The sequence below is a fragment of the Streptomyces sp. SGAir0957 genome (assembly GCF_043523415.1).
Genome location: NZ_CP027293.1, coordinates 8,619,111 through 8,642,372, shown reverse-complemented (window position 1 = coordinate 8,642,372; position 23,262 = coordinate 8,619,111). Strand labels below are relative to the sequence as shown.

Below are 23,262 nucleotides of genomic sequence, written 5' to 3'. Positions count from 1 at the left end.
CCGACTGGACTCCGGGGAAACCCGGAGTCCAGCGCGGAGCATCCAGGGTCCGGGGACACTGCCGCACTGCCAGTCTGGCAATTGGTTCTGCCGTCGGCCGTACCACCAAACGAAACCGCAATCACCGATCGACCCGAAAACGAAAGAACGACCAGCCCCCCCCCGTGGGCCGATAGCGGTCACGTCCGCTGTGGTGGTGTAGCCGTGGGGAGTTCGTCTCCCGTGTCGTGGTCCGTGTAGATCGCGTCCATGCTTCCTTCGGAGAGGTAGCGGCGGGCGAAGGCGATCCATTCGTCGTGCATCTCGCTGAGCAGGGTGTGTCCAATCAACGGCTGATCTTGGTTGTTGAGGGTCAGTGGCTGGTGGGGGTGAGTCGGCCTTCAAAGGCGATCTGGAAGGCGTTCAGCGGCGTCGGCCCTTGCCGGTCGGGTCCAGGCTCATCAACGCCATGTAGACGCATTTCAACGCGGCGCCCTCCGACGGGAAGTGGCCGCGGACCCGAACGGCCTTGCGGATGCGGGCGTTCACGCTCTCGATCGCATTCGTCGAGCAAATGACCTTGCGGATCTCGACGTCGAAGGAGAGGAAGGGCACCATCTCGGCCCAGGCATCGGACCACAGCTTGACCACGGCCGGATACTTGTTGCCCCACTTCTCGGAGAACTCCAGGAACCGTTCGGTCGCGGCGGCCTCGCTCGGTGCGGTGTAGACGGGCTTCAGGTCCTTGGCGACCTTGTCCCAGTCCTGGCGGGCGCAGTACCGGATGCTGTTGCGGATCAAGTGAACGATGCAGGTCTGAACGACAGTTCGGGGCCAGACGGTCTCGACCGCGTCCGGCAGGCCCTTCAGGCCGTCGCAGACCAGCATGAGGACGTCCTCGACGCCGCGGTTCTTCAGCTCGGTGAAGACCTGGAGCCAGTGCTTGGCGCCTTCGCCGCCGTCGCCGACCCAGATACCGAGGATGTCGCGAGTTCCGTCGACGGTGACGGCCATGGCGACGTAGATCGGACGGTTGGCGACCTTGCCATCGCGGATCTTCACGTTGATCGCGTCCACGAAGACCACCGGCTAGACACGATCGAGCGGCCGGGCCTGCCATTCGGCCATGCCCTCCATGACCTTGTCGGTGATCGTGGTGATGGTCTGCTTGGACACCTCGGCGCCATACACCTCGGCCAGGTGAGCCGATATCTCGCCGTGCGTGAGTCCCTTCGCGGACAGCGAGAGCACCATCTCGTCCACGCCGGTCAGGCGCCGCTGACGCTTCTTCACGATCTGCGGCTCGAAGGTGCCGGCCGTGTCGCGGGGAACCTTCACCTCCACCGGACCGACATCGGTGAGCACGGTCTTCGACCGGGTGCCGTTGCGGCTGTTGCCACTGTTCCTGCCCGTCACGTCGTGCTTGTCATAGCCGACATGATCGGTGATCTCACCCTCCAGTGCGGACTCCAGGACCCTCTTGGTCAGCTGCTGCAGCAGCCCGCCCTCGCCGGTCAGCTGCAGTCCTTCGGAGCGAGCACGGTCGACCAGCATCGCGACCAACTGCTCGTCCGACACCGGCTCCGCAGTCGACTCGACGACCGGCTCCTCCACGGTCTCGTGCTCGGTGATGGTCTCGCTCATCAGGCGTCTCCTTGATCATCGGATCCGCCGTCTATTGGACACTCCCCCGCCGGGGTCTGTCCTTCCTGGGTGGTTGGGCTGGGAACCGAGCGAGCTGGAAGGGCCGGTTTCCGGCCCCGAACCGTTTCTGCCCAGACGGCTGGAGCCGCATCGCCGACCACGCGGCTCCAGCACCCGCCCCCTGGGTGTCGAACGTCCGGCGAGGCAGCTCCCGCACCTCATCCGGCGTCCAGAGGACGTCTCACGCGCAGGACGCGAAGATGAAAGGCGCTTCGCTGCGCGCCGCCCGCGGCCGGGGTTACGGAAAGATTCCCACCGCCCCGTGCGCCCTGTCCGATGGTGCCCCTCGTCGTGGTGTAAGCGATCAACTGGCTGGCTTGTTCGGGGTGTCGGGTAGTGCGGGGGCGCTTTCGGGGAGTTCACGGTAGAGCTCGTCCATGCTGCCTTCGGGGAGGTAGCGGCGGGGGAAGGCGATCCATTCGTCGTGCATCTCGAAGAGCACGGCGGTGACCAGCCGCAGCAGGGCGTCGTCGTTGGGGAAGACCTGGACGACGTCGGTCCTGCGCTTGATCTCCCGGTTGATCCGCTCCAGCGGGTTCGTCGACTGGATCTTCTTCCAGTGCCGGGGCGGGAAGTCCGCGAACGCGGTCAGGTCCTCCTTCGCGTCCAGCAGCATGGCCCTGACCTTGGGAAACTGGGTGCCGAGCATGTCGGCGACGGTATCGAGCTGGGTGCGCACGAGGTCGGCGGTGGGCTGGGTGAAGATCGTGCGGATCGTCGCGGCGACCATCTCGCCGGAGTCCCGGTCGATCACGCTGAAGACGTTGCGCAGGAAATGGACACGACAACGCTGCCAGGCGGCACCGAGCATGACCTTGCGGACCGCGGCGACCAGGCCCGAGTGCTGGTCGGTGACGACCAGGCGGACCCCGGACAGGCCACGTTCACGCAGCGAGCGCAGGAACTCTTTCCAGAACGCCTCGCTCTCGCTGTCGCCGACCATCAACCCGAGGACCTCGCGATTGCCGTCCTCGGTGATGCCGGTGGCGACCACGACGGCCCGCGAGACGATCTGGTGGTTGACCCGCGCCTTGCAATAGGTCGCGTCCAGGTAGACGTAGGGGAAGCGGACATGGTCCAGCGGGCGGGTGCGGAACGCGGTCAACGGCTCGTCCAGCGCCGCGCAGATCCGCGAGACTGCCGACTTCGAGATGCCGCTGTCCCCGCCCAGTGCTTTGACCAGGTCATCGACGCTGCGGGTGGAGACGCCGTGCACGTATGCCTCCATGATCACGGCGTAAAGGGCCTGATCGATGCGGCGCCGGCGTTCCAGCAGTGACGGGAAGAAGCTGCCGGTGCGGACCTTGGGGATCTCCAAATCCAGGTCACCGGCCAGCGTGGTCAGCACCTTCTCGCGGTGCCCGTTGCGGAGGTTGGTCCGCGTCGGCGTGTGCTCGTTCCACTCCGCGCCGATGTGAGCGGTCGCTTCGGCCTCGATCAGCTCCTGCACCATCCGCTCGGCGATGGCGCGGATCAGCTCGATTCCATCGGTCGAGCGTAGTGACTCAAGCAGCCGTATCAGCTCAGACTGGGACAGGGCCATCGTGTACTCCTCGTGGTTGAACTGGCTTTTCACCAAGGAGAGTTACGCGGTGGCCCACCCCCTGTTCAGGGAGCGGTACTCACCCGTGGAAGTGCGCCCCGGGCAAACGCCCGCGCACTCCCAGCCGCTGATCCCGTACACCACGACGAGGGACACCATCCGCGTGCCGGGGTTCAACGATGGCGGCTCTTCCCGCTGCGCCTCTCACGCCGCGCCGTCAACGTTGCGACCAGTCCCGGCCCAGAACGAGAAGTTCTCCCGCCTCCCACCCCGGGACAACCACCGGTCCCCCACTGCCCACAGCAGGCGTCGACACCGACGACAACGGAGATGATCGGCGGAGACGGCGACCGGGCTGTCATACCCAGCGGCCTCGATCACGGGCACAGGGATCCTCGGCTTCGGCCCCGCGACGGCCATGAACAGGTGCACGAGCCCTAACTCCTCGCTCCTGACAACCCGTTGGTCACCTCATGACCACCCCGCCTGAGGGTCACGATGGGCAGGGCGGGGGCCAGTCGGGTGACCGCGCAGCCGGTGACGAGACCAGCCAGGCGCCAAGTCGTCTCGCTAATCGTTCTGTCCCGGGGCTGTGAGGTGGTGTTGACGCGCGGCCTCGACGTATCGCGGAGCGAACTTCATCTCGTGAGCCTCGGGCACCTCGTAGGGGGAGCGCCATTGGTCCGGGACGAAGCTGTCGCCGTCCTCGTGGCAGACGTGGCACGCGGCACACCATTCGGTGCGCCACCCGTAGGCGGTCGCATGGACCCCGTCGAACACATCGTCCAGCGGGGCATCCACCCGGTACCACTGGTGGAGTTCCCTCGCGCCGCAGCACGGACACGGTGCCGTGAGGTCCGGGGCCGCGCGGTCGGCGTCGAAGATCGCCCGCCAGGCGTCAACGGTGTCGGGCGGGACGAGCCTCCAGTTTCCCGGGCCCAGCAAGTTGGCCTCGTCCCGGTCGAACAGGTTCAGCTCGATTGCCTCGAGAGAGCCGAGCATGGCGCACATGCCCGTCGTCAGATCGACCTGGACGGGGCCGATGCCGATGGCCATCTGCGAGGGGTCTCCGCTCTCCAGGTATCCCCGGGTCTGAAACCCGAAGTAGGCGACTTCGCCGACCACGGCCACGGCACCGTCCACGGGCACCAGATCCACCTCAGAGTTGAGTGGGTCCTCGGCCACGTACCGCTGCGCCAGCCGCGCCGCTCGGTCAAGCTCCATCACTTATCGGCCCTCAAGAATCTGTAGTTCCTGTAAGCGCGTTGGTCAGCCTGCCCCGACTGACCAACGTTTGTGAAGCCTTGTCGGCAGCACGGTGTTAGGTGTGCGGTCGCTGCCGTTGGGGTCCCGCTGAGGGCAAGCTCGAGATGGGGGTCGGGAATCGGAGTCGTACGGGTGGCGTGCGGTGTGTGGCCGCCTTGGCGGAGCGCGACAACCGGCCTTCACCAGGAGAGTTAAGGCGACCGACCGAGACGGCTGTTGATCACGCGCCGATTCGCCAGGTCGGTGGCTCCCGTCAGCTCGGCGCTGGACGTGCATTTTTGGGCGCTTTGTTGCGGGCTGGGCCGATGGCGATTAGCGCGGCGAGGAGTGAGGCGGTGGCCAGCAGCGTGGCTGGGCAGCGCTCCGCCACGCCCTCCAACTGCCGGGATCCCGGTTCGTCCTCGGCCCGCGCAGTCACCGACAGTCCGAAGAGGCGGGGGTAGCCGCCGAGGAGGGGCGTCAGGGCGGCTCCGGCGAATCGATCACGCACCGTCCTGGCAAGCGACACCCAAACCCACGTCGAAACGACATCCACGAGGAGTGACAAAGCCAGGCGCGCACACGGGCCGCCTGACCGGCCGAAAAACATACTTCGCGGACGGGGCAGGCGCGCGCCACATGAAGCATCGCCGCGGAGCGCTGGCGAGTTGGACCGCAGCTGCGCACCACACGATGTCTTCGCGCACGGGGCCCCGCCCTGCTTCGCCGCCGCCTACGGGCCTGACCTCCCACGTCCCTCCCTCCTCGGCAGGTCTCTTGGAACCAACCGGCGAAGAAAGTGATCAAGGTATGTATACGAACCGAATGGCCTGATGCTGTTCGAGAACGGGAGTCTTGAGTTGAGGTCGTCAGTCCGTCCCCTGTTGTCCGGTAGACCCGCTGTGGCGATAGTGGCTGTGATAGGTATCACCGCAGGGGTGCTGATCGGCCGGGAGGGACTGCGCACCGTGGTGGGCTGCGGCCCGGCCGACGACGCCTATCCGTCGCAGACCGCGGCGGACTGGAAGGCCGGCGCGGACCACGTGGTGGTGGCGGTGCCGAGCGCCGAGCGGGAAACCAACAAGCAGGACGTGGCCAAGGGGGCGGTGCGGTACACCCTCGACCGGGCGGTAACGCTCCGGACAGAGAAGGTGTTGTGGTCCGCTGCCACCGCCCGGCGGGAGCTGGGGAGCGCGTTCGAGATGACCGCTCCCGGCTGGTCGGTGTACCGGAGCGGCAAACGGGTCAAAGACACGGCGCCGGAGGCACCCCGGCTGGAGACCGGTCACACCTATCTCCTCGCGTTGCGCTGGGAAGCCGGCCGGTGGATCGTCCTCGGCGAGGGCGCGGCCGTGCCGTTCGACGACCATGTGGCGGGGCGAGGCGAGTGGTGCGGCCGAGTACTGAGCGAGGACGACTTCGCCAAGGGCGAGCGGTTCTCCCGCCGGGATGACCACAGCCTGGAAGAAACGGTGCGGGGACAGGACGAACACGCCGTCTCCCGTGAACTGGCGAAGACCAACGGCAGAAAAGGGCCGTAGCCCGGCTCGGTAAACCTTTTGCACCATGAGCTCGGGCGTAGGGAGTGCACGCGCGACAGACAGGCGGCCCGCGCGACTCGGCGCCTGCACAGGGCGACCGGGTGACCATGCCGGCCAGTACCTTCTCCAGCCGCTCGGCTCCTGTCAGCGAGACGCCGGCCCCGACCTCCGGATTCCCTCCAGGAGGTAAGTGGCGAAATCTGCCCATGATCTCGGACACATGACCCAGGCGGAGGCAGCGTTGCCTGCAACGTCTCAGGCCGGGCGCCAGCCGGGGTCGATATCGTCGAGGAGTTGGCGCTGCTCCTCGGTGAGCGCCCCCGTTTCCGACCCGACCGGCTCCCCGGCTTCCCGGCGTGCGGCGATCTGGTCGGCGAGCTTGGCCGCGTCGCGCATGTTCTTCGCCCACTTCCCGACCGGGTAGTCGCTCCACACGGCGGTGGCGGGCGGCACGGAGCGCTCGTGCGCCTCATGCTCTGGCGGCGGTGAGACCGTCTGGCTCACCGCGTCTCTCACCAGTTTCTCCTGCACCAGGCGGGCGAGGAGCGCGGTGACATCGGCGCCGGCGCGCGCGGGGGTGACGGGGCAGGTGGCGGCGAGCTGCTGGGCGATCTGCTCGGGCGTGGCGCCGTGCAGCAGCGCCCGCACGACGAGCGCGCCGGCGCCGTTCATCTAGCAGTAACGGCCATCGCGTTCATCGAGCAGGACTATGCCGTGGTCTCAGCCGCCGCAGGATGTCGTGTTGTTCTTGAGGGAGTGGGTGGTGTCGTTGAGCTGGTAGGAGCGCAGGTCGTGGATGGATCCTCCGTTGCGTCCCACGCAGACGTGGCGCCCGTGGTAATTGTCCTTTTGGTAGACCCGCGCGGTCCTGCTGGAGTTGTTGATGACCGAGCTGCCGTCGTTGCGGATGTAGTCGGGAAGGTGCTTGACGCTCCCATCCGAGGCACGCTTGACGTAGGGCTGGCCCCGGAAGCTGATGCTGGGGTAGATGCACACGTAGCCGCGGGGGCAGGCAATGGCTGCGGAGGTCTGTGCCCGTGGGGGCGGGGCGGCAGAAGCAGCGTCTGCGGTAACGGGCACCGCGAGCGCCACTGCGGCTCCGAGGGACAGTCCGGATATCGCTGTGCTCCTGAAGTGCATGGGGTTCCTCCGTGTCGTTGGCACTGTGTGGTGCGCTGGATCGGGCTATCGCCGATGCAGAGATGCCCGGCGCCGGAGCAGGCGACGGTGGTTCGACGGTGCCAGTGTCCAGGGCACGAGTCGTCAGACGAACGGCGTAATTCGGCGCATTCTGCGCGCTAACCCGGCTCGCCCTGAGGGGGATGGTGTTGTCATGCCTTCGCCGAGCAACCCCACGCGGTTGCACCCGCAGGGGACATAGCACGGGGCCGGATTCGGTTCGTCCGAGTGACTGGCTGACTCGTCGTGCCGGTCGTCAGCGCACGCGGCCGCCGGCGGTTGAAGTGCTCAGCCAGGTACGGATGAACGTGCTCAGCTTGGTGATCGTCAGGGTGCCCTGTGTGGTGGGAAAGGTCAGGGCGGTGGGCCCTTGTCGTTGGAGGCAGAGGGAACGCATGATCGACTCATGCGAGGCGCCTTCGACGATGTCCCGTTGCCCACGCTCTTCCCCCGCCTGTCGCCTGCCGACGTGGGATCTCTGGAACAAACCGCCCGCGCAGTTGATGCGGCTCGCGCGCACGGAGACAAGGCTGAGTGGGAGTGGGCACTGGATCACGTGGTCTTTCCGGGCCCGCAGCCGTGGACGCCCATCGTGCTTGGCCTGGATGTCATCGAGCATGCGGACGGGGGCGATCAGCTGGAGTTCCTGCTTCAAGTCGTGTGGACCGACTTCGCCCAGCTCGCGGTCGACGCGGCGGTGAACGTGGCCTGCTGGTGCGACACCGATCACGCCAGCCATGACGTCGACGCCTTCAGGCTTGTTGTCGATGAGGAGACCTCACTGCCTCGCGCCTTCCAAGCAGGCGCTGAGCGTCTGATCGGATGGCTCACCGACCCTCGCGACGCGAATTCTGGCGTGCCCGAGCGGCTCTGCCTCCCCGCCAGCCCGCCTAGGAAGCCGGCGGGATGACGACGGGTGACGGGCAGTTGGTGTGATCAGGCCACGTTGATGTCGCGTTCGATGGCGGCGAGCCGGTTCTTCAGCCGGTAGCTCGGACCGTTGGTGGAGACGACGTCACAGTGGTGCAGGAGCCGGTCGAGGATGGTCGTGGCGAGGACCTTGTCACCGAACACCTGCCCCCATTCGCTTGATTACGCGCCGATGGCACTGCCGACGTCCACCCCGCCCAACCTGCTTGGGCTGATGCGGTTCAAGCAGGGCCCACTCGTCGTCCGATAGTTCTCCTCGCCCCACATCAGCCGGAACGAGCCGCCGCCCGGGTGAGTCACTCGACCCCTCGGACAGGCCCTCTGGCGGTCAGCCCGCCAGCGCCCCAACCTCGCGACGCCCAGCACCACGCGACCGCCAGCGACCACCCGCTGGACACCCCCGCCTGTCGCGCCACGGCCTACCTGCCGCCGCTGCGCTCGCGCGCCCATAGACCAGGCCGCAGGGCCCACGGTCCGGCCGACCGCTACGACTTCCCCAGCGCGCCACCACGACACTGCCCCCTCCCCCACCGCGCACCACCGGCCCGCCCTGCCGGTGAGCGGATGGGGTCCGCGACAGCGCTGTCCGGTGCGCGTCCTCCCTGGTGAGGGCGGGATCTTGCAACGTCGTACGCATCTCTTCGCTGTGCCAGAACCGCTCATGGTGCGCCCGCCAGACCATCCTCGCAGGCGCGGGGAGCAGGGCCGCAGCCGTCGACAATCCCGCCGAAGGCAGGGAACATCCCCGCAGGCGCGGGAACGGTTCCGTCCCCTGCCCACCTGCACGGTGCACGGCGCCACCGTTGATCGACTGACCCTAAACGGCATCATCTTCGCAACCGGCACCGAGTGCTATCGACGCGGCCAGATCAGGGCCGAGCAGCAACGAGACTAGCGAAGTTCGCCTGGGCATCAACACGTTCCGTGGCAGGCTGCGGGCATGGCGCCCCTCGACGATCAAGAACTGAGCACCGCGATTCAGAATGCCGACTCGCCGGAGTGGGCTGTCCGCGGGGCGGCCGGGCGGCGGATCGCGGGTTCCGACAGGATCGAGGAAGTGGCGGGTGTCATCCAGCGTCTTCTCCTGGACGCCCAGGACACCTGGGTCATCCAGGAAACGGCCGAGGCATTGCTCGAACGCGAGGACACCATCGGCCTGCGCCACGTCCTGCTGGCCTACAGCCAGGCAGGCAGCTACGACGTGGTGGACCAGCTCGGCGCTGCCCTGGACTGCAAACCCGTATGGATGACGACCGAAGGCGCGGACCGCCTGATCAAGCAGTGCCGAGAGCTGGCAACAGACCGTGACGCAGGAGTCCGCGGCGAAGCCCAACAGATCCTGGCGAAGCTGCGGCCACGCGAGGAATGGGCGCGCGCCCCAGAAGCCGACGACTGATCAGCGGTTGAGCAGGGTCGACCGGGCCACGCGAAACCGGAAGCCGCAACCGCTTCAAGTATTCGCCACCGGAACCCTGTTGTGGCCCCGGCATCCGGTCAGTTGTAGCCCTGCACACACGGGCTCTATCGATCCGGGGAGCGCGGGTCGGACGTCAGGATGTACTGGCTGAGGAGTTCGCGGTTGTGGAAGGCGGAGTGCAAGAGGACGGACAGCTCCGTGAGGGCCTTGAGATCGCTGCTCAAAACAACGAACGTGCCGGCTTCTGATCCGAAGTGGAAAGTGTCCGCGCTGGCGGGCATACGGGAATTGACCAGGGATTCAGCCAACCACTCCCAGCCATGACCATGGCTCTCGGCGTTGTGCTGCTCGAAGACGTCGGCAACCCGCTCCATGTCGCCTTCGCAGAGATAGAGGCAGTGGGAGGGGCCGGGTTCGCCGGTTTCGTCCAGGTGGAACGGGGCCAGGGCTGATCGGTCGCTCATGGCGTGATGGTAGGTGCCCGGGTGGCACGCCAACCTCAACGTCCTCGGCCGCTACAGCTTCCGCGCCTCCACCCCGGTCGACGGCGGACTGCGCCCGCTGCGCGACCCGACAGCCGGCCGTCTCGACCAGGACGATGGCGCCTCAGGCCGATGCCGAACCACAGAAACTTGGTCATCGCGGAGTCGACCGTGAGCTTGGCTCTCACCTCATATCGCATGTACTCAGCGTGCTGACGGTCATGTCCCGCTGAGTGGTGGAATTGGATTGACCGCGTGACGCTCAGCGGGTGTGTTTCGACTATGCGCCGGTGAGTGCGGGCGGCGCCACCGGTTCGCCGGCAGCGACTTGGGCCATGGAGCCTTCGGAGAGGTAGCGACGGTCGGTGACCTGCCATTCGTCGTGCTGCTCGGCCAGGACGGCGCCGGTCAGCCGGGCCAGGGCGGCCGGGTTGGGGAAGACGCCGACCGCGTCCGCGCTGCGTTTGATCTCCCGGTTCAGCCGCTCCAGTGGATTGGTCGACCAGGTCTTCTTCCAGTGCGCGACCGGGAAGTCCGCTGGGCCCGGTATGACCGCATCCTCACATGGTGCTGTACTGGAAATGGCTGGGCCCTCACCACCCGAGGAGCAGGCTATGGGATGGATCAACAAGTCCAAGGGCGACGAAGCGGCCAGAGCTGCTCAACACGCCATTGAGTCGGGTAACACGGTCTTGGTCTACAAGTTCATCGAGGCGAACACGAACTCCATGGCCACGGGCCCCATGACTGGCATGGCCGAACAGATCCAGTCCGTTGAGGAGCTCGGCTGGACGCTGGACACGATGACCGCGGCCGAAGGCAAAGCAATGACATCAGAGCGCATCGCACTCATCTGCCTCTTCCGCCGTCCCGCAGCGCAACCACAGGCGTCGGATCCGGTTCTGTAGCCCGAAGCATGTGGCGGCCGCTGCAGTGCCGGTCGGGGCGCTGTACTGGCGGCAGCAGAAGCACCCGTGCGTCCCCCTCGTCTCGGCGCACGGCGGCGCCGTGATGCTCAATGGGTGGGAGGTGGCGCCGTGCAGCCGGTCTCCGGGTAGTGCCCGTTGACGTCGATCCAGATCCGTGTGGTGCTGACTGCTCCCGTGACGCAGGCGGTCTCGCCTACGAAGATGCCGAAGTCACTGCCGTCAGCCGGACTCTGCGCGGTACCGACCGTACGGCCGCTGAGGTCGAGCCGCCCCGGGCGCGCCAGGCGCTCGAGGACGGGGCGTATCTCCTCAGGGGTGATCTGTCCGCGCTGTTGCTGCACTTGCAGGGCGTGCTGGATGCTGCGGGCCTTGCGCTCGGCCTCCTGCCGGTCGCGGGAGCTCATGCTCTTCGGGTGGCGGGCGCGGTTGTTGTCGGCGTAGTTCGGCGGAGTGTCGCCTGCGGGCGGCTCGGCACCGGCGGTGGTGGAGGGGGGTGCCGAGTTGGGCGGATTCGGGTCCAGATTCGAGAAGAGGTCGTCGACGGCGGAGCATCCGGTTGTGGCAAGGGCGGCGACGAAGGCCACAAGGGCGGCGGCTGCTCGGCGTATCGGCATGGCATCAGACTTGCTGACCATGTCTGCCGGCGCCTGAGTACGCGTACCTACTCGGCAGAAGACCACCGGCGCGGCGGCCTCTCCGCCGTCGCCCCATTCGGTGACCGTGACGCGGACGCCCGGGTTTTCCGCGTGCTCGGCGGTGAATCCCTCCGCGGTGGAGTCGGCGATGTCGCCGACCGCAGCCCAGCCCCTGAACCGCACGGCCGTCTACAACTCCATGGTGGGCACGGACCCGGATACGGTCCTGCTTATCGAGGACCACGTGCTGTGTGAGGACGGTGAGGACCAAGGCGAACCGATGCTGTGATTCTCGCCCCAGGCCAACCCGTACCTGATGAAGGCCTTCGTTCCAGCCGTGGTGCAAGCGCTGCGCGCGTTGCTCTGGACGGCCGCTTAGCCCTGTGGGCCCGGACCCAGCCGGCGTCTGGCCGAGGGTGCACTCCGAAAGGGGCAACGAGCGGCGCGGTGCTGCCAGCCGCGCCCGCGCGGCACCACGCCCAGGCGTGCAGGTGGGCTGGGCGGTGCTCCAGCCTGCGGTGCGCCGCCCAGCCGTGGGTGCGCATGGTCTCGGTCTCCCGCGCCTCGAACAGCTCCGGCAGCCGCTTGGGGTCGCGGCCCGTGTCTCGGTGCCCCTGGATGAACGCGCGAGCGGCAGGGCGGTTGGCGTCGCAGGCCGGGCGGAGTTCCAGGCGCAGGAGTGCCGGTTCCCGCCGGGCCCGTCTCCGGCCGTTTGCCGGCGCCCAAATTCAGACGGTTGACGACCACAGCCAGAGCGCATCCCGCCCGGTTGCCACCGGCGCCGCAGTCCTCCACCGCCCAGCGGCCAGACCCCGGTGTGGGTGTGGCAGTGCAGCACCGCTCCGGGCCGCCGTGAACCTCTCTGCGTCCGGTCCGTAAGCTCGGGCCATGTCGACCGAGGACCACCCGCAGAGCGCCGTCAAACACTGGCGAGAGTGCACGGATGTGCACGACCTCCTCGAGCAGATCCGCCTGCGGCCGGGCATGTGGCTGCCCAACCGCTCACTCCAGGACCTGCAGTCCATGCTCGACGGATACCACTATGCGCTCGGCATCCACGGGGTCGACGAACCCTTTGCCTTCGGGCCCGGCGGTAGCTTCAAGTCCTGGCTTGAGGATCACCTCGGCTTCGCCAGTTCCCTTGGCTGGGCGGCGGAGATCGAGCGCGCGACTCCACAGGGGACGACACCCCTCGACGAGTTCTTCCGTCTACTCGACGCCTTCACAAGCTCCACCACCAACGCCCCGGACGCCGCCGGGCGCGACTCCCTCGGCGTCGATTTCATGCTGAACTCGTTCGTCACCCTCTTCTGGCGCCGACGGCTCCTCGACGCGTCGGTTGAGAGACTCCGGCTGCGGGGCTTCCGAACCATCCAGATGTCAGCCGACCAGTGGGCCACAGAGAAGGACATGCACCGCGCCTTCGCGGAAGCCCTGTCCTTCCCCGACTACTACGGCCGCAACCTCGACGCGTTCAACGACTGTCTCGGCGATGTGGCCTGCTACGGCGGCTACGACGACGCGCCCGAAGGCGCCGGACTGGTCCTGGCCCTCACCGACTACGACCACTTCGCCGCCGCCTGCCCCCAGACCGCGCACGTCGTCCTGGACATCGTTGCCGACCAGGCCCGCCGCGCCTCCGTGCTCCGGCGCCGCCTCATCTGCCTGGTGCACAGCAAGGACCCCGACATCGCCTTCGAGCCCGTCGGCGCCATGCCCGTCCTGTGGAACAGCGACGAATGGGCGGACAGCAACCGCGGCTGAGCACACGGCACCACGGAGCGATCACCACCGAACCGCAGTCAGCCGGTGGAGGTGGCTCGCCAAGCGGCGGTGACGCACCCTTCCTCCCAGTGCCACCAGCCCTTGGCCGCACCGTGCTCCAGGAACTTTCGAATCTGCGCCAGGTCCGCGCCCGGTGGGACGTCCAGAGCCACCATCCGGAACCGCTCGATCCCCTCACCGGTGGTCCCCAGACGATGGAAGTCTCCAGCACCGTCTGCCGAGCGACACCCGAGCCGTCGTCTTTCAGAACGATCAACCGGATCGTGTAGTTCTCCGACGCCCGCACCGTCTCCCCAGCCCAGCGGACACCACCCTCGTCGACATCGACCCGGATGCTGTCGTCGCTGGCGACCCCGCGCACGAACCACGAGGGTTGTCCAACCGGACCGTGTCGTCGCCGAGGTCCACCGCCCCAGGCTCACGCTCGCCGGCGGCCAGCCGCTTTCGTCTCTCTCCAGCCGGAAGTGGACCTCCACGTGATCGTCCCTGATACCTGTCACCGCATCATCATCCGTATGACCGTCACCTATGTCGCATCAGGGATGATGCGACCGTGGCAGATTCGTTCAAGAACGTCGTCGGAGATCCGCAGCAAGGGCCCTACCGATGCCCGTGCTGCGGCTACATCACCCTGCGCGAGCGCGCAGGGTTTCAGATCTGCGATGTCTGCTTCTGGGAGGACGACGGACAGGACGATCACGACGCTGACACCGTCCGCGGCGGCCCCAACGGCGCCCTGAGCCTTTCCACCGCACGCCGCAACTACCGGTCCTTCGGGGCCTGCGACGCTGCGCACATCCCGTCCGTACGCACTCCGCTACCGAAGGAAGCCCCGACGGGCAGTCGGCCGTATGGCGTCGGGGTACTCGAGGACCACACCCCGAAGCTCCCATCCGGGTGGACCCTGGAGAGGATCCGCGCCGTGTCCGGCGACCGCGAGGCGATCCCTTTGCGCACGGACCGGAAGATCGTCTACCTCAACCCGCCCGGGGAGGACGAGCCGGTGGACGCCGAGATCGTGCTCGGCTTCCACGGCCTCTGCTTGGTGAAGCGGGTGGATGACGATGACTGGTTCATGGGCAGCCATAACGATGACGGCAGCGTCGACCTCTGGTGTGCCTATGGCAACCTGTATGAGGCGCTACGCGGACTGTGATCCGGCCGTCAGCCTGTCGCGGAATGACTCCGAGCACTCGGGTCCATGGCCGATTCCGCGCAAATGGTCGGACGCGCCCTGCGCATGAAACCCGGGCAAGGGGAAATCGCCCCGCTCATCGTCCCGATATCCCTCGAAGAATGAGAAAACCCCGAGGACATGCTGCCCCCCGGCCTACAGCAAGCTGGCGAAGGTCCTCGAAGCGCTGCGGTGGTGAATGCAGGCGAGCTGACGTGGCCGGTCGGGCCCCTTCGCTATCTGACGGGAAGTGAGTCCGTCCCCCGGCCGACTGTGTGCTTTCGGAGCGGATCGGCTTTCACCCTTTCGCATGTGCACCTCCCGTGATGTTCTGATTTCCGTTGGCTACCGACGCGGGATGCCGTGGATCCTGGCCCCGCGGCTGACCTAGCATCATGTGCCGTGAGCGAAGCCGAGAACGTCTTGGACTGGCTGCAGAGTTGGTACTCCGCACAGTGCAACGAGGACTGGGAGCATGAGTGGGGTGTCAAGATCGACACGCTCGACAACCCTGGTTGGTCAGTCCGCATCGACCTGGAGGACACCGACCTCGAAGGGCACGACTTCCTCCGCCAGGATCTCCGCCGAAGCAAGGACAACTGGGTCTTGGCCTGGACCTCGGACATGACCTTCCATGCTGCATGCGGGCCAGGCAACCTCACTGAAGCACTCACCCTCTTCCGCAGGTGGGCGGTGGAGGACACCCCGCAGTAGCACAGCCCCGGCTCGATCCCTTCCAGCCGCAGACGCAAGGGTGCGGACGACGTGATCGCCGTGCTGCCGGAGGCCGGAGCGGATCTCGACGCCGGCACGCCGCGCACGAGCGGCGGCATCCCTGTTCGGCCGCGAGCACCTGTTCGCGGACTGAACGGTCGGCAGGACCGAGTGCGAACCGCACACATGAGGAGAGGTAGCTCTATGGCCGGCGAGGTCGTGATCGCGCAGACCACCATCGACGACGAGGAGCGCGCGAAGGGGCTGGCGCGTGGCGCCGTCGACGGTCAACTGGCGGCGTGCGCCCATATCGACGCCCCCTTCACCGCGGTCTACCGCTGGAACGGCGCCATCGAAACCGCCCAGGAATGGCGCGTCTCGTACAAGACCACCGTCGACCGGCTTCCCGAGTTGGAGGCGTGGGTCGCGCGTGAACACACGTATGAAGTTCCCGAGTGGATCGCGCTTCCGGTGACAGGTGGGTCCGAGGCATACCTGTCCTGGGTGGTGGCGGAGACCCACCCGCGATAGGAACGAGGGTCCCGGCTCCCGGTCGGCCGTGTATACGGGAAAAGCAGCCACCGCCCTTGACGGCCACGGCGCTACTGATCGCCGCGCAGGTACCGGGTGACCATGCCGACCAGTTCGTTCTCCAGTCGCTCGACCTCGACGCCCCGCGCGTCCGCCATGAACTTGTGCGCGTTTATCTCGACCGTGGTCAGGATCAGTTCGGCGGCCACGTCGAGATCTCGCACGCGGACGTCGGGGTGCCGGGTGAGCAGATCGCGCAGCTGACTGACGCGCACTTTGCCGTGCCGGTCCATCGTCTCGATCAACTCGCTGGAGACCGGCGCCTGTTCGATCATGATCCGGAGCAGCTGCGGGTCGTCGCGGTGGTTGTCGATCGCGTCGCGGACCAAGGCGCGCATCGTCTTGTCGAGGCTGCCGGGTTCCAGGTCGAGCTGGTCGGGCTGGGTCCAGGTGCCTCGGTCGATGTGCCGCACCAGCAGTTCGGCAAGGATGGCGTCCTTGTTCGGGAAGTACTGATACAGCGAACCGATCGACATGCGGGCGTGCTCGGCGATGCGATTGGTGGTGCCGGCGGCGTACCCGTACTCGGTGAAAACGTGAGCAGCGGCGGACAGGATCCGCTCGCGGGTCAGCTCCGCGCGCACCTGGCGGGGCTTGCGACGTGGGGCGAGACGGCGGTCGGCGGACGTCATCCGAGGGTCCTTCCGGGGCGCGGAAAGCGAGTAGCGAAAGAACTGAGCTTTTGCTCAGAATACTGCCATGAGCTGCGAAAACAAGAAGCTCCCCAGGTCCGGGAGCCGTTCATGAGTCCCCGTGTGCGCCTCCCTGCGGCGCGCACGATGATCACGCTGGAGGTGCGCCGCAGCGAGCTGCTCACCCCGGGCTTCGCGAGCGTCACCCTGGGCGGCCCGGGCGTGCGCCAGCTGGTCGCCGTCGGCGGTGACCAGGCCGTCCGCCTGTTCTTCCCCCGCGCCGGGCAGAGCGCGCTGCGCATGCCGACCGCCTCGAACGAGGCGTGGATGGCGCAGGTGATGCTGATGCCCAAGGCGGTCCGTCCATGGGTGCGCAATCTGACCGTCCGGCGCGTGCGGCCCGTCGAGCAGGAGATCGACATCGAGTTCGCCCTGCACGACGCGTCACCCATGTGTTCCTGGGTGCGCGGCGTCCGGCCGGGCGACCCGGCCGGGATATTCGACCTCGGCACCACATACCGGCTGCCCGAGTACGCCCGGGGCCGGCTGCTGGTCGGCGACGCGTCCGCGCTGCCGGCCATCCTCTCGATCCTGGACAGCGACAACGACAACGACAGCGGGGGCGAGGACGAGGTCGGGGACGGCGGCGGCGTGCACCCGCCGCCCACCGAGGTCTTCCTCGAAGTGGCGACCGCCGCCGACATCCGGCCCGTCCGCACTCCGCACGGAGTACGTGTCCACTGGCTCACCCGCGACGACGAGGCCCTGCGGCCCGGTACCCGCGCACTGGAGGCGGTCCGCGCCGCCGAACTGCCCCCGGGCCCCCTCTACGCCTGGGTGGCCGGCGAGTCCCGGCTGGCCACGGGCGTGCGACGACATCTCGTCAACGAGCGCGGCGTACCCAGGCGGGACGTCTCCTTCGTCGGCTACTGGCGGCTGGGCCGCTCCACCCCCGGCTGAACCGACGGAAAGAAACCGACGGAAAGGAACGCGCATCCCATGCAGCACGCACCCCATCTCGACACCCTGCACCGCCTCACCACCGCGGCCGAGGTCGAAGCGGTCGTCGGCCACCCGGCCGCGATCATCAGCCTCAAGCAGCTCAGCGCCCTGGACGAAGGCTGCCGCGCCGTCCTGGCCCACAGCCCGGTCGCGGCCCTCGGCCACCGGGACGCCGACGGCGCCGCCCGGACCACGTTCATCGGCGGAGCGCCCGGATTCGCGCGCGTCCACTCCGCGACGCGGATCGGCTTCACCGTCCGGGGACCGAAGGTCGCCCACGGTCCCGTCTCGCTGTTCTTCCTGCTGCCGGGGGTGGGCGAGGTGCTGCGCGTCAACGGCTCGGCGGTCGCCCACGACGGCGCGGAGACGATCGTGGACATCGCGGAGGCGTACATCCACTGCGCCCAGGCCGTCATCCGCTCCCGTCTGTGGGAGCAGCCCGGCCAGGCGCCCGTGGCCGAACCGGTGGAGGGCGAGGGCCCGTTGACCGGCCCCGGCGTGGCCGACTTCCTGGCCGCCGCACCCTTCCTGGCCCTGTCCACCTGGGACACCGACGGCGGCAGCGACACCAGCCCGCGCGGGGACCGGCAGGCCGTCGCCCGCATCCTGAACGGCCGCACCCTGGTCCTCGCGGACCGTAAGGGCAACAAGCGCGCCGACACCCTGCACAACCTGTTGCAGGACGACCGGCTCTCGCTCGCCGCGGTCGTCCCCGGCCGCAGCGGCGTACTGCACCTGCGCGGACGCGCATCGATCACCGACGACTCCACCCTCCTTGCGACCATGGCGCTGCGCGGGATGCCGCCCCATCTGGCGCTCCTCATCGACGTCGAACATGCCGAGGTGACCGGCAACGCCGCCCTGGCGGACGCCCGTCCCTGGGCCCCCGGCGGACAGCCCGGTCCCGGCGAGGCCCTCGACATGATGGCCCTGGGCAGCGCCCAGCTGGCCGCCAACTCGGCAGCCCGCGGCAGCAGGTGGGCCTGGCTGCTGCAACGCGTCACCGCCGTTCCAGGACTGACCCTGCTGATACGGAGAGCGGCCGACCGCGCCTACCGTTCCGGCTTGCGCAAGGAGGGCTACGACGACGTCGGCACAGGCGCGAGCGGCCGACGGCGCGGAGTCATAGAGCAGCGACCTACCGGTGGCGGCGGGACGGAAAGCCGCTTCCGCGAGGTACGCGTCGCCGAGGTACGCCAGGAGACCCCGAGCGCCCTCACTCTCGTACTGGAGGATGTCGAGGACGTCGGCACCCGGAAGCCGTTCGACTTCCTGCCCGGCCAGTTCTTCACCCTCGTCACCGACATCGGCGGCCACCCGGTACGTCGGGCCTACTCGGCCTCCTCGGTGCCCGGCGCTTCCCGACTGGAGGTCACCGTCAAGCGCATCGAGGGCGGCCGGTTCTCCACCCACGTGCACGACGCTCTCCGCGTCGGCGACCACCTCGCGGTGCGCGGCCCCTCGGGCTCCTTCCACACCGAGCCAGAGCCCCCGGACGAGATCGTGCTGGTCGCGGCGGGCAGCGGTGTGACGCCGATGATGAGCATGATCCGTACGCGGCTCACCGACCGGTCCGCCCGTGACCGGATCACGCTGCTGTACAGCAGCCGCGGCGCGGAGGACATCATCTTCGCCGAGGAGCTGACACGGCTGGCGCACGACCATCCGGACCGGCTGTCGGTCACCCACGTCCTGACCGCCCGGGACGGACGACTCGATGCCGACGGCGTACGTCGCTGGGTGGCCGGCCGGTCTCCGGCCCCCGGGGCGCACTACTACGTGTGCGGTCCCGAACCTCTGATGAACGCCGTACGAGAAGCCCTGACCGGGCTAGGTGTCCCGGAAGGGTCGGTGCACCACGAGCGCTACACCAGCGGCGCGGACACCTCGGCCACGACGAGCGCCCCGCAGCTGCTCACGGTCGAGGAGGACGGACACACACTCGGCACTGCGGTGGTCGAACCCGGGCAGACCTTGCTGGAGGCGGGGCTCGCCGCGGGACTGCCCCTGCCGTACTCCTGCACGGTCGGCAACTGCGGCGACTGCATGGTCCGGCTCCGCGGCGGCCAGGTCGCGCAGAGCGGACCGAACTGCCTCACACCACAGCAGAAGGCCGACGGATACGTGCTCACGTGCACGGGCTGCCCGACATCGAAGGTCACCCTCGACATCACGGACCCGTCATCGCCGACCGGCCCCTCCTGAGCGGAGGGTGCCGACGCCCAGGTCGGGCGTGCGAGGCAGGAGCGGGTTGCGCGGGAAGGAATCCGGTTGCCCGGACTTCCGGTCCGTCCCCAGACTCGCGGTCATGACGTCCGACGCTAGAGCCCTGGCCCTTGAACACTTCCGCTGGATCGACGGCCACGCCGACGTCTGGCCGATCTTCCGTGATCCCGTGGCGCTCGCCGCGGTGGTCCGCGCACTGGCCGGACCGTTCCGGGGCGAGGGCATCTCGGCCGTCTGCGGCATCGAGTCACGGGGCTTTCTGCTCGGCGCGGCAACGGCCGTCGAACTCGGCGTCGGCTTCGTTCCGGTACGCAAGCGCGAGGGGATCTTTCCGGGGAAGAAGGTCATCCGGCGCAGCGCCCCCGACTACCGGGGCACGCGCCAGGAGCTGCGCCTGCAGCAGGCGGCGGTGGCCCCAGAGACCGGCGCTCATGGTCAATACGACTAGCCCGCCACGCCCCTCCCGGCTTGCGCTCTCTGCCTCCAGGTTCCGGGCGAGATGCCCTCCCTCTTGGCGAAGGCCCGGCTCAGGGCTGTTCCGGACTCATAGCCGACCTCAGTGGCAATCTCCTGGACACTGAGCGGCGTCTCTCGAAGCAGGACTTTGGCCCGGTACATGCGCCAGGTGGCCAGGTAGCGCAATGGGGTGTCACCCGTTCGCTCACTGAACAGGGCGGCGAATGCCGAGCGTGACATGCCCGCCGCTCGGGCCAGTTCGGCGACGGTCCAGCTATGGCCCAGGTCTGCGTGCATCCGTTGAATGGCCACCGCAAGGCGTGGATCGCGAAGAGCGGCGATCCAACCGACCGTGCCGGTACCGACGTCCGCGCAGAAAGTTCTCAGCGCCTGAACGAAGAGCGTGTCCGACAAGCGGCTCATGACGAAGCCCGAGCCGAGGCGGTCAGCAGAGATTTCACGTTCGATGAGGCTGAACGTGGCGCGCAGAAGTTCACCGGACGTGCCGTCCGGGCGCAGTCGGAACAGTGGTGGCAGGAGTGCGAAGAGGGGTTCTGCGGCGACGTTGTCGAAAGTGAATCGTGTCGAGACCACCCGTGTCAGTTCACCGTCACCTTCGACGCGGATCACGTGTCCGGACGCCCCGGCTGCCAGGGCGTCGCAGTCCAGGAGAGCGCTGCCGGCCGCGTCGCGGAGAGTGAAGCCGACACCGGCGCGGACCAGGACACAGTCGTTCGCCTGCAGGTATTCCGGATGCTCCAGGACGGGCGAGTCAAGTCGACAAGAGCCTTCCGCAATGTGGATCAGCCGGGCCAGGTGCCGCGGAGAGAAGGAGACGCCCCAGGGTGCGTGTGCGTCGATCCGCACGTACCGCGCGTCCTCGATCCGCATCGTCGCAAGGAGCTCGTCCACCGAGTCCACGACACCTCCTGGACGCTCTGCACCAAACAACGGACGCCAAGATACACATCGTCCAGATCCGCCAGCCTACCTTGGCATGAGCTCACGAAAGAGAGGCTGCACAGCACATGCGCGCTTACACGGTCCAGGCCGGTGGCGGTCTGGCACTCACGACCCAGCGGGCCGTACCCGCCCCGTCCGCAGGGGAGGTACAGGTGAGGGTCAAGGCCACCTCCTTGAACGCCCGGGACCGGCTCATCGTCTCCGACACATACTCGGTGAACGTCCAGGGCCGCGTCCCGCTCTCCGATGGCGCGGGCATCGTCGAGGCTGTCGGGGAAGGGGTCACTCGCTTCCACGTCGGGGACCGCGTGATGGGGGCCTTCCATCCCACGTGGCTGTACGGGCCGTATCCCGGATGGACAGGGCTCCCCGGGACGCACTGCGACGGGTGGCTCCGCGACTACGTCGTCCTGGACCAGCAGAGTCTGGTCGCAATCCCCGACACGCTCTCCTTCGAGGAAGCGGCCACGCTGCCGTGCGCCGCCCTCACCGCATGGTCGGCGGTCGACGGAACCGGGCCGGGCACCACCTTGCTGGTCCAGGGCTCCGGCGGAGTGTCCGTCTTCGCATTGCAGTTCGCCCGCCTGGTCGGCGCGCGTGTGGTAGCGACGACATCGGACGACGCCAAGGCTGAGCGCCTGAGAACGCTTGGCGCGCACGACATCGTCAACTACAAGGAGACGCCTCACTGGGGCGTACGGGTACACGAACTCACGGGCAACGGCGTCTCACATGTCCTGGAGGTCGGCGGTGCCGGAACGTTGGAGCAGTCGATCAAGGCCCTTGCCTACGGAGGCCAGATCGCTCTGGTCGGCAACCTCGCCTCTGGCAACGGCATGGACGTGAACGAGTTCTTCGGCAAAGCAGCGACTCTCCGGTCCATCAGTGTGGGCAGCCGCAGCGAGCTCGAGCAGATGAGCCGGACCGTTGCCCGCAGCGGCCTCCGGCCCGTCATCGACACCGTCTTCCCCTTCAGTCAAGCGCCGGAGGCGTTCGACCACTTCGAGCGGGGACCACGCTTCGGAAAAGTCGTCATCATCCACTGAACCTCGTCCGCAACCGGACCTCCGTCGAACGCGGTGATCAGCGCATTCCCTACCGCCAAGCTATGGTTCGCCGGGCCGCCCGACGGGAACGCTCCTCGCACCCGCACCCGCACCCGCACCCGCACCCCGATCACGATGCTTTCCTCCAGGCTGGAGCCCCTTCCATGACCTCATCACAAACCATGACCCGGTAGCCGGCTTCTTCCCGTGTGGAGAGGCTCACCCGCGTACGCCACTCAGAGCGTGCGGCCCGTGTCCACTCCGCACCAGGTCCAGCGGCCTGTCAGATGGCGGCCCGGCCCCCTATTGCGCACTGGCGGCCGGGCGCACCACGATCTCGTTCACGTCTACCTCGGCGGGCTGGGAGACGGCGAAGGCAATGGCATCGGCGATCGCGGATGCCGGAACGGCCACCGAGCGGTAGGTCTTCATGTCCTCGCGCGCACGCGGGTCGGAGATGGAGTCGGCGAGCTCGGATTCGGTGACGCCCGGGGAGACCACAGTGACCCGGATGTCCCCGGCCGACTCCTGGCGCAGCCCCTCGGACAGGGCCCGCACGGCGAACTTGGTCGCGCAGTAGACGGCGGCCGTCGGCACCACCTCGTACGCGCCGACCGAGGCGACGTTCACGATGTGCCCGCCGCCCTGCTCCCGCATGACCGGCAGGGCGGCCGCAATGCCGTGCAACACCCCGCGGACGTTCACGTCAAGCATCCGGTCCCACTCGTCCACCCTCAGCTCCGACAGCGGCGAGAGCGGCATGACTCCGGCGTTGTTGACGATCACGTCCACCCGTCCCCAACGCTCGATCGCCGCTGACACGAAGGCCCCTACATCGCCCGCGTCGGTGACGTCAAGCCGCCGGAAGTCGGCGGTGCCACCGTCGGCGGCGATCCGCCCGGCCAACTTCTCCAGGCGCTCCGTACGGCGCGCGCCCATGAACACCCGATGGCCGTCGGCGGCCAGGCGCACGGCCGTCGCCTCACCGATTCCGCTGCTCGCGCCGGTCACCAGGACGACCTTGGCGGTCTTTGTCATGACGTTGTCCTTCTCGTGGATGGATGGTTGCGCAGTCGGGTGACTGCGCAA

At 67.9% G+C, this 23,262-nt stretch carries 24 protein-coding genes and 5 pseudogenes; 13 read left to right on the top strand and 16 right to left on the bottom strand.

What is annotated here, in order from left to right; all coding sequences use genetic code 11:
* Window positions 1-179: 179 nt before the first annotated feature.
* The 4 genes and pseudogenes from C1N81_RS44640 to C1N81_RS44625 all read right to left on the bottom strand — a co-directional run bounded on the left by C1N81_RS44640 (window position 180) and on the right by C1N81_RS44625 (window position 4,450).
* A complete protein-coding gene (locus tag C1N81_RS44640) occupies window positions 180-329 on the bottom strand; it encodes a hypothetical protein (protein ID WP_394437730.1) in 150 nt (49 codons plus the stop codon).
* A 23-nt stretch (window positions 330-352) separates the two neighbouring features.
* Window positions 353-1,533 (bottom strand): annotated as a pseudogene (locus C1N81_RS44635) (IS256 family transposase).
* Window positions 1,534-1,987: 454 nt separating this feature from the next.
* Window positions 1,988-3,226: an IS256 family transposase gene (locus C1N81_RS44630; RefSeq protein WP_394428871.1), complete on the bottom strand. Its 1,239-nt coding sequence runs from the start codon at window positions 3,224-3,226 to the stop codon at window positions 1,988-1,990.
* Window positions 3,227-3,796: 570 nt separating this feature from the next.
* On the bottom strand, window positions 3,797-4,450 hold the full coding sequence (locus C1N81_RS44625) for an LIM domain-containing protein (protein WP_394438599.1): 654 nt from the start codon (window positions 4,448-4,450) through the stop codon (window positions 3,797-3,799).
* A gap of 959 nt (window positions 4,451-5,409) precedes the next feature.
* Between C1N81_RS44625 and C1N81_RS44620 the strand changes: the two genes are divergently transcribed.
* Entirely contained in the window at window positions 5,410-6,012 is a 603-nt protein-coding gene (locus tag C1N81_RS44620; protein WP_394437729.1) for a hypothetical protein, read from the top strand.
* A gap of 255 nt (window positions 6,013-6,267) precedes the next feature.
* On the opposite strand, the gene C1N81_RS44615 is transcribed toward C1N81_RS44620, so the two are convergent.
* A complete protein-coding gene (locus C1N81_RS44615) occupies window positions 6,268-6,684 on the bottom strand; it encodes a PqqD family protein (protein ID WP_394437727.1) in 417 nt (138 codons plus the stop codon).
* A 48-nt stretch (window positions 6,685-6,732) separates the two neighbouring features.
* Window positions 6,733-7,152 carry a peptidase inhibitor family I36 protein gene (locus tag C1N81_RS44610; RefSeq protein WP_394437725.1) on the bottom strand — a complete coding sequence of 140 codons (420 nt, stop codon included), beginning with the start codon at window positions 7,150-7,152 and terminating at the stop codon, window positions 6,733-6,735.
* Window positions 7,153-7,597: 445 nt separating this feature from the next.
* On the opposite strand from C1N81_RS44610, the gene C1N81_RS44605 reads away from it, so the two are divergent.
* Window positions 7,598-8,101 carry a hypothetical protein gene (locus C1N81_RS44605; protein WP_394437723.1) on the top strand — a complete coding sequence of 168 codons (504 nt, stop codon included), beginning with the start codon at window positions 7,598-7,600 and terminating at the stop codon, window positions 8,099-8,101.
* Between the two features lie 26 nt (window positions 8,102-8,127).
* Here C1N81_RS44605 and C1N81_RS44600 read toward each other — a convergent pair.
* Together C1N81_RS44600 and C1N81_RS44595 are read right to left on the bottom strand one after the other, a co-directional pair.
* A pseudogene (locus C1N81_RS44600) lies at window positions 8,128-8,280 on the bottom strand (ATP-binding protein); the annotation flags it as partial.
* A gap of 1 nt (window position 8,281) precedes the next feature.
* Window positions 8,282-8,386 (bottom strand): annotated as a pseudogene (locus C1N81_RS44595) (IS5/IS1182 family transposase); the annotation flags it as partial.
* A 675-nt stretch (window positions 8,387-9,061) separates the two neighbouring features.
* Between C1N81_RS44595 and C1N81_RS44590 the strand changes: the two are divergent.
* The gene (locus C1N81_RS44590) at window positions 9,062-9,517 is read left to right on the top strand and encodes a hypothetical protein (protein ID WP_394437721.1); all 456 of its coding nucleotides are present in this window, start codon (window positions 9,062-9,064) and stop codon (window positions 9,515-9,517) included.
* 125 nt (window positions 9,518-9,642) lie between these two features.
* Here C1N81_RS44590 and C1N81_RS44585 read toward each other — a convergent pair whose 3' ends face one another.
* Window positions 9,643-10,002, bottom strand: coding sequence for an Imm51 family immunity protein (locus tag C1N81_RS44585; protein WP_394437718.1), 360 nt, complete (start codon window positions 10,000-10,002; stop codon window positions 9,643-9,645).
* 298 nt (window positions 10,003-10,300) lie between these two features.
* Window positions 10,301-10,549, bottom strand: a pseudogene (locus C1N81_RS44580) (transposase); the annotation flags it as partial.
* Window positions 10,550-10,634: 85 nt separating this feature from the next.
* On the opposite strand from C1N81_RS44580, the gene C1N81_RS44575 reads away from it, so the two are divergent.
* Complete coding sequence (locus tag C1N81_RS44575) at window positions 10,635-10,928, top strand: hypothetical protein (protein WP_394437716.1); 294 nt, start codon at window positions 10,635-10,637, stop codon at window positions 10,926-10,928.
* Window positions 10,929-11,035: 107 nt separating this feature from the next.
* On the opposite strand, the gene C1N81_RS44570 is transcribed toward C1N81_RS44575, so the two are convergent.
* Entirely contained in the window at window positions 11,036-11,563 is a 528-nt protein-coding gene (locus C1N81_RS44570) for a hypothetical protein (protein ID WP_394437714.1), read from the bottom strand.
* Window positions 11,564-11,732: 169 nt separating this feature from the next.
* Here C1N81_RS44570 and C1N81_RS44565 point away from each other — a divergent pair, with 169 nt between their 5' ends.
* The gene (locus C1N81_RS44565; protein ID WP_394437712.1) at window positions 11,733-11,873 is read left to right on the top strand and encodes a hypothetical protein; all 141 of its coding nucleotides are present in this window, start codon (window positions 11,733-11,735) and stop codon (window positions 11,871-11,873) included.
* Window positions 11,874-12,472: 599 nt separating this feature from the next.
* A complete protein-coding gene (locus C1N81_RS44560) occupies window positions 12,473-13,348 on the top strand; it encodes a barstar family protein (RefSeq protein ID WP_394437710.1) in 876 nt (291 codons plus the stop codon).
* 38 nt (window positions 13,349-13,386) lie between these two features.
* On the opposite strand, the gene C1N81_RS44555 is transcribed toward C1N81_RS44560, so the two are convergent.
* Together C1N81_RS44555 and C1N81_RS44550 are read right to left on the bottom strand one after the other, a co-directional pair.
* Entirely contained in the window at window positions 13,387-13,560 is a 174-nt protein-coding gene (locus tag C1N81_RS44555; protein ID WP_394438597.1) for a DUF4265 domain-containing protein, read from the bottom strand.
* 83 nt (window positions 13,561-13,643) lie between these two features.
* Window positions 13,644-13,730, bottom strand: a pseudogene (locus C1N81_RS44550) (hypothetical protein); the annotation flags it as partial.
* 192 nt (window positions 13,731-13,922) lie between these two features.
* Between C1N81_RS44550 and C1N81_RS44545 the strand changes: the two are divergent.
* The 3 genes from C1N81_RS44545 (at window position 13,923) to cutA (ending at window position 15,788) form a co-directional block, all read left to right on the top strand.
* Entirely contained in the window at window positions 13,923-14,525 is a 603-nt protein-coding gene (locus C1N81_RS44545; RefSeq protein ID WP_394437708.1) for a CPCC family cysteine-rich protein, read from the top strand.
* 420 nt (window positions 14,526-14,945) lie between these two features.
* A complete protein-coding gene (locus C1N81_RS44540) occupies window positions 14,946-15,257 on the top strand; it encodes an immunity 53 family protein (protein WP_394437706.1) in 312 nt (103 codons plus the stop codon).
* 204 nt (window positions 15,258-15,461) lie between these two features.
* Entirely contained in the window at window positions 15,462-15,788 is a 327-nt protein-coding gene (gene cutA / locus C1N81_RS44535) for a divalent-cation tolerance protein CutA (RefSeq protein ID WP_394437704.1), read from the top strand.
* A 71-nt stretch (window positions 15,789-15,859) separates the two neighbouring features.
* Here cutA and C1N81_RS44530 read toward each other — a convergent pair whose 3' ends face one another.
* The gene (locus C1N81_RS44530; RefSeq protein WP_394437702.1) at window positions 15,860-16,480 is read right to left on the bottom strand and encodes a TetR/AcrR family transcriptional regulator; all 621 of its coding nucleotides are present in this window, start codon (window positions 16,478-16,480) and stop codon (window positions 15,860-15,862) included.
* A gap of 111 nt (window positions 16,481-16,591) precedes the next feature.
* Here C1N81_RS44530 and C1N81_RS44525 point away from each other — a divergent pair, with 111 nt between their 5' ends.
* From C1N81_RS44525 to C1N81_RS44515, 3 genes are all read left to right on the top strand, one after another.
* Window positions 16,592-17,440: a siderophore-interacting protein gene (locus C1N81_RS44525; protein ID WP_394437700.1), complete on the top strand. Its 849-nt coding sequence runs from the start codon at window positions 16,592-16,594 to the stop codon at window positions 17,438-17,440.
* A gap of 39 nt (window positions 17,441-17,479) precedes the next feature.
* Entirely contained in the window at window positions 17,480-19,687 is a 2,208-nt protein-coding gene (locus tag C1N81_RS44520) for a 2Fe-2S iron-sulfur cluster-binding protein (protein WP_394437698.1), read from the top strand.
* Window positions 19,688-19,790: 103 nt separating this feature from the next.
* On the top strand, window positions 19,791-20,156 hold the full coding sequence (locus C1N81_RS44515; protein WP_394437696.1) for a hypothetical protein: 366 nt from the start codon (window positions 19,791-19,793) through the stop codon (window positions 20,154-20,156).
* On the opposite strand, the gene C1N81_RS44510 is transcribed toward C1N81_RS44515, so the two are convergent.
* Window positions 20,153-21,085 (bottom strand): AraC family transcriptional regulator, encoded by a 933-nt coding sequence (locus C1N81_RS44510; RefSeq protein WP_394437694.1) that lies wholly within the window; start codon window positions 21,083-21,085, stop codon window positions 20,153-20,155. The two genes, C1N81_RS44515 and C1N81_RS44510, sit on opposite strands and share 4 nt — an antisense overlap.
* Window positions 21,086-21,192: 107 nt before the next feature.
* Here C1N81_RS44510 and C1N81_RS44505 point away from each other — a divergent pair, with 107 nt between their 5' ends.
* Window positions 21,193-22,173 (top strand): zinc-dependent alcohol dehydrogenase family protein, encoded by a 981-nt coding sequence (locus tag C1N81_RS44505; RefSeq protein WP_394437692.1) that lies wholly within the window; start codon window positions 21,193-21,195, stop codon window positions 22,171-22,173.
* Window positions 22,174-22,476: 303 nt separating this feature from the next.
* Here the strand turns inward: C1N81_RS44505 and C1N81_RS44500 are convergent, their stop codons facing one another.
* Window positions 22,477-23,211, bottom strand: a complete 735-nt coding sequence (locus C1N81_RS44500; protein WP_394437690.1) for an SDR family oxidoreductase — start codon at window positions 23,209-23,211, stop codon at window positions 22,477-22,479.
* Between the last annotated feature and the right edge of the window lie 51 nt (window positions 23,212-23,262).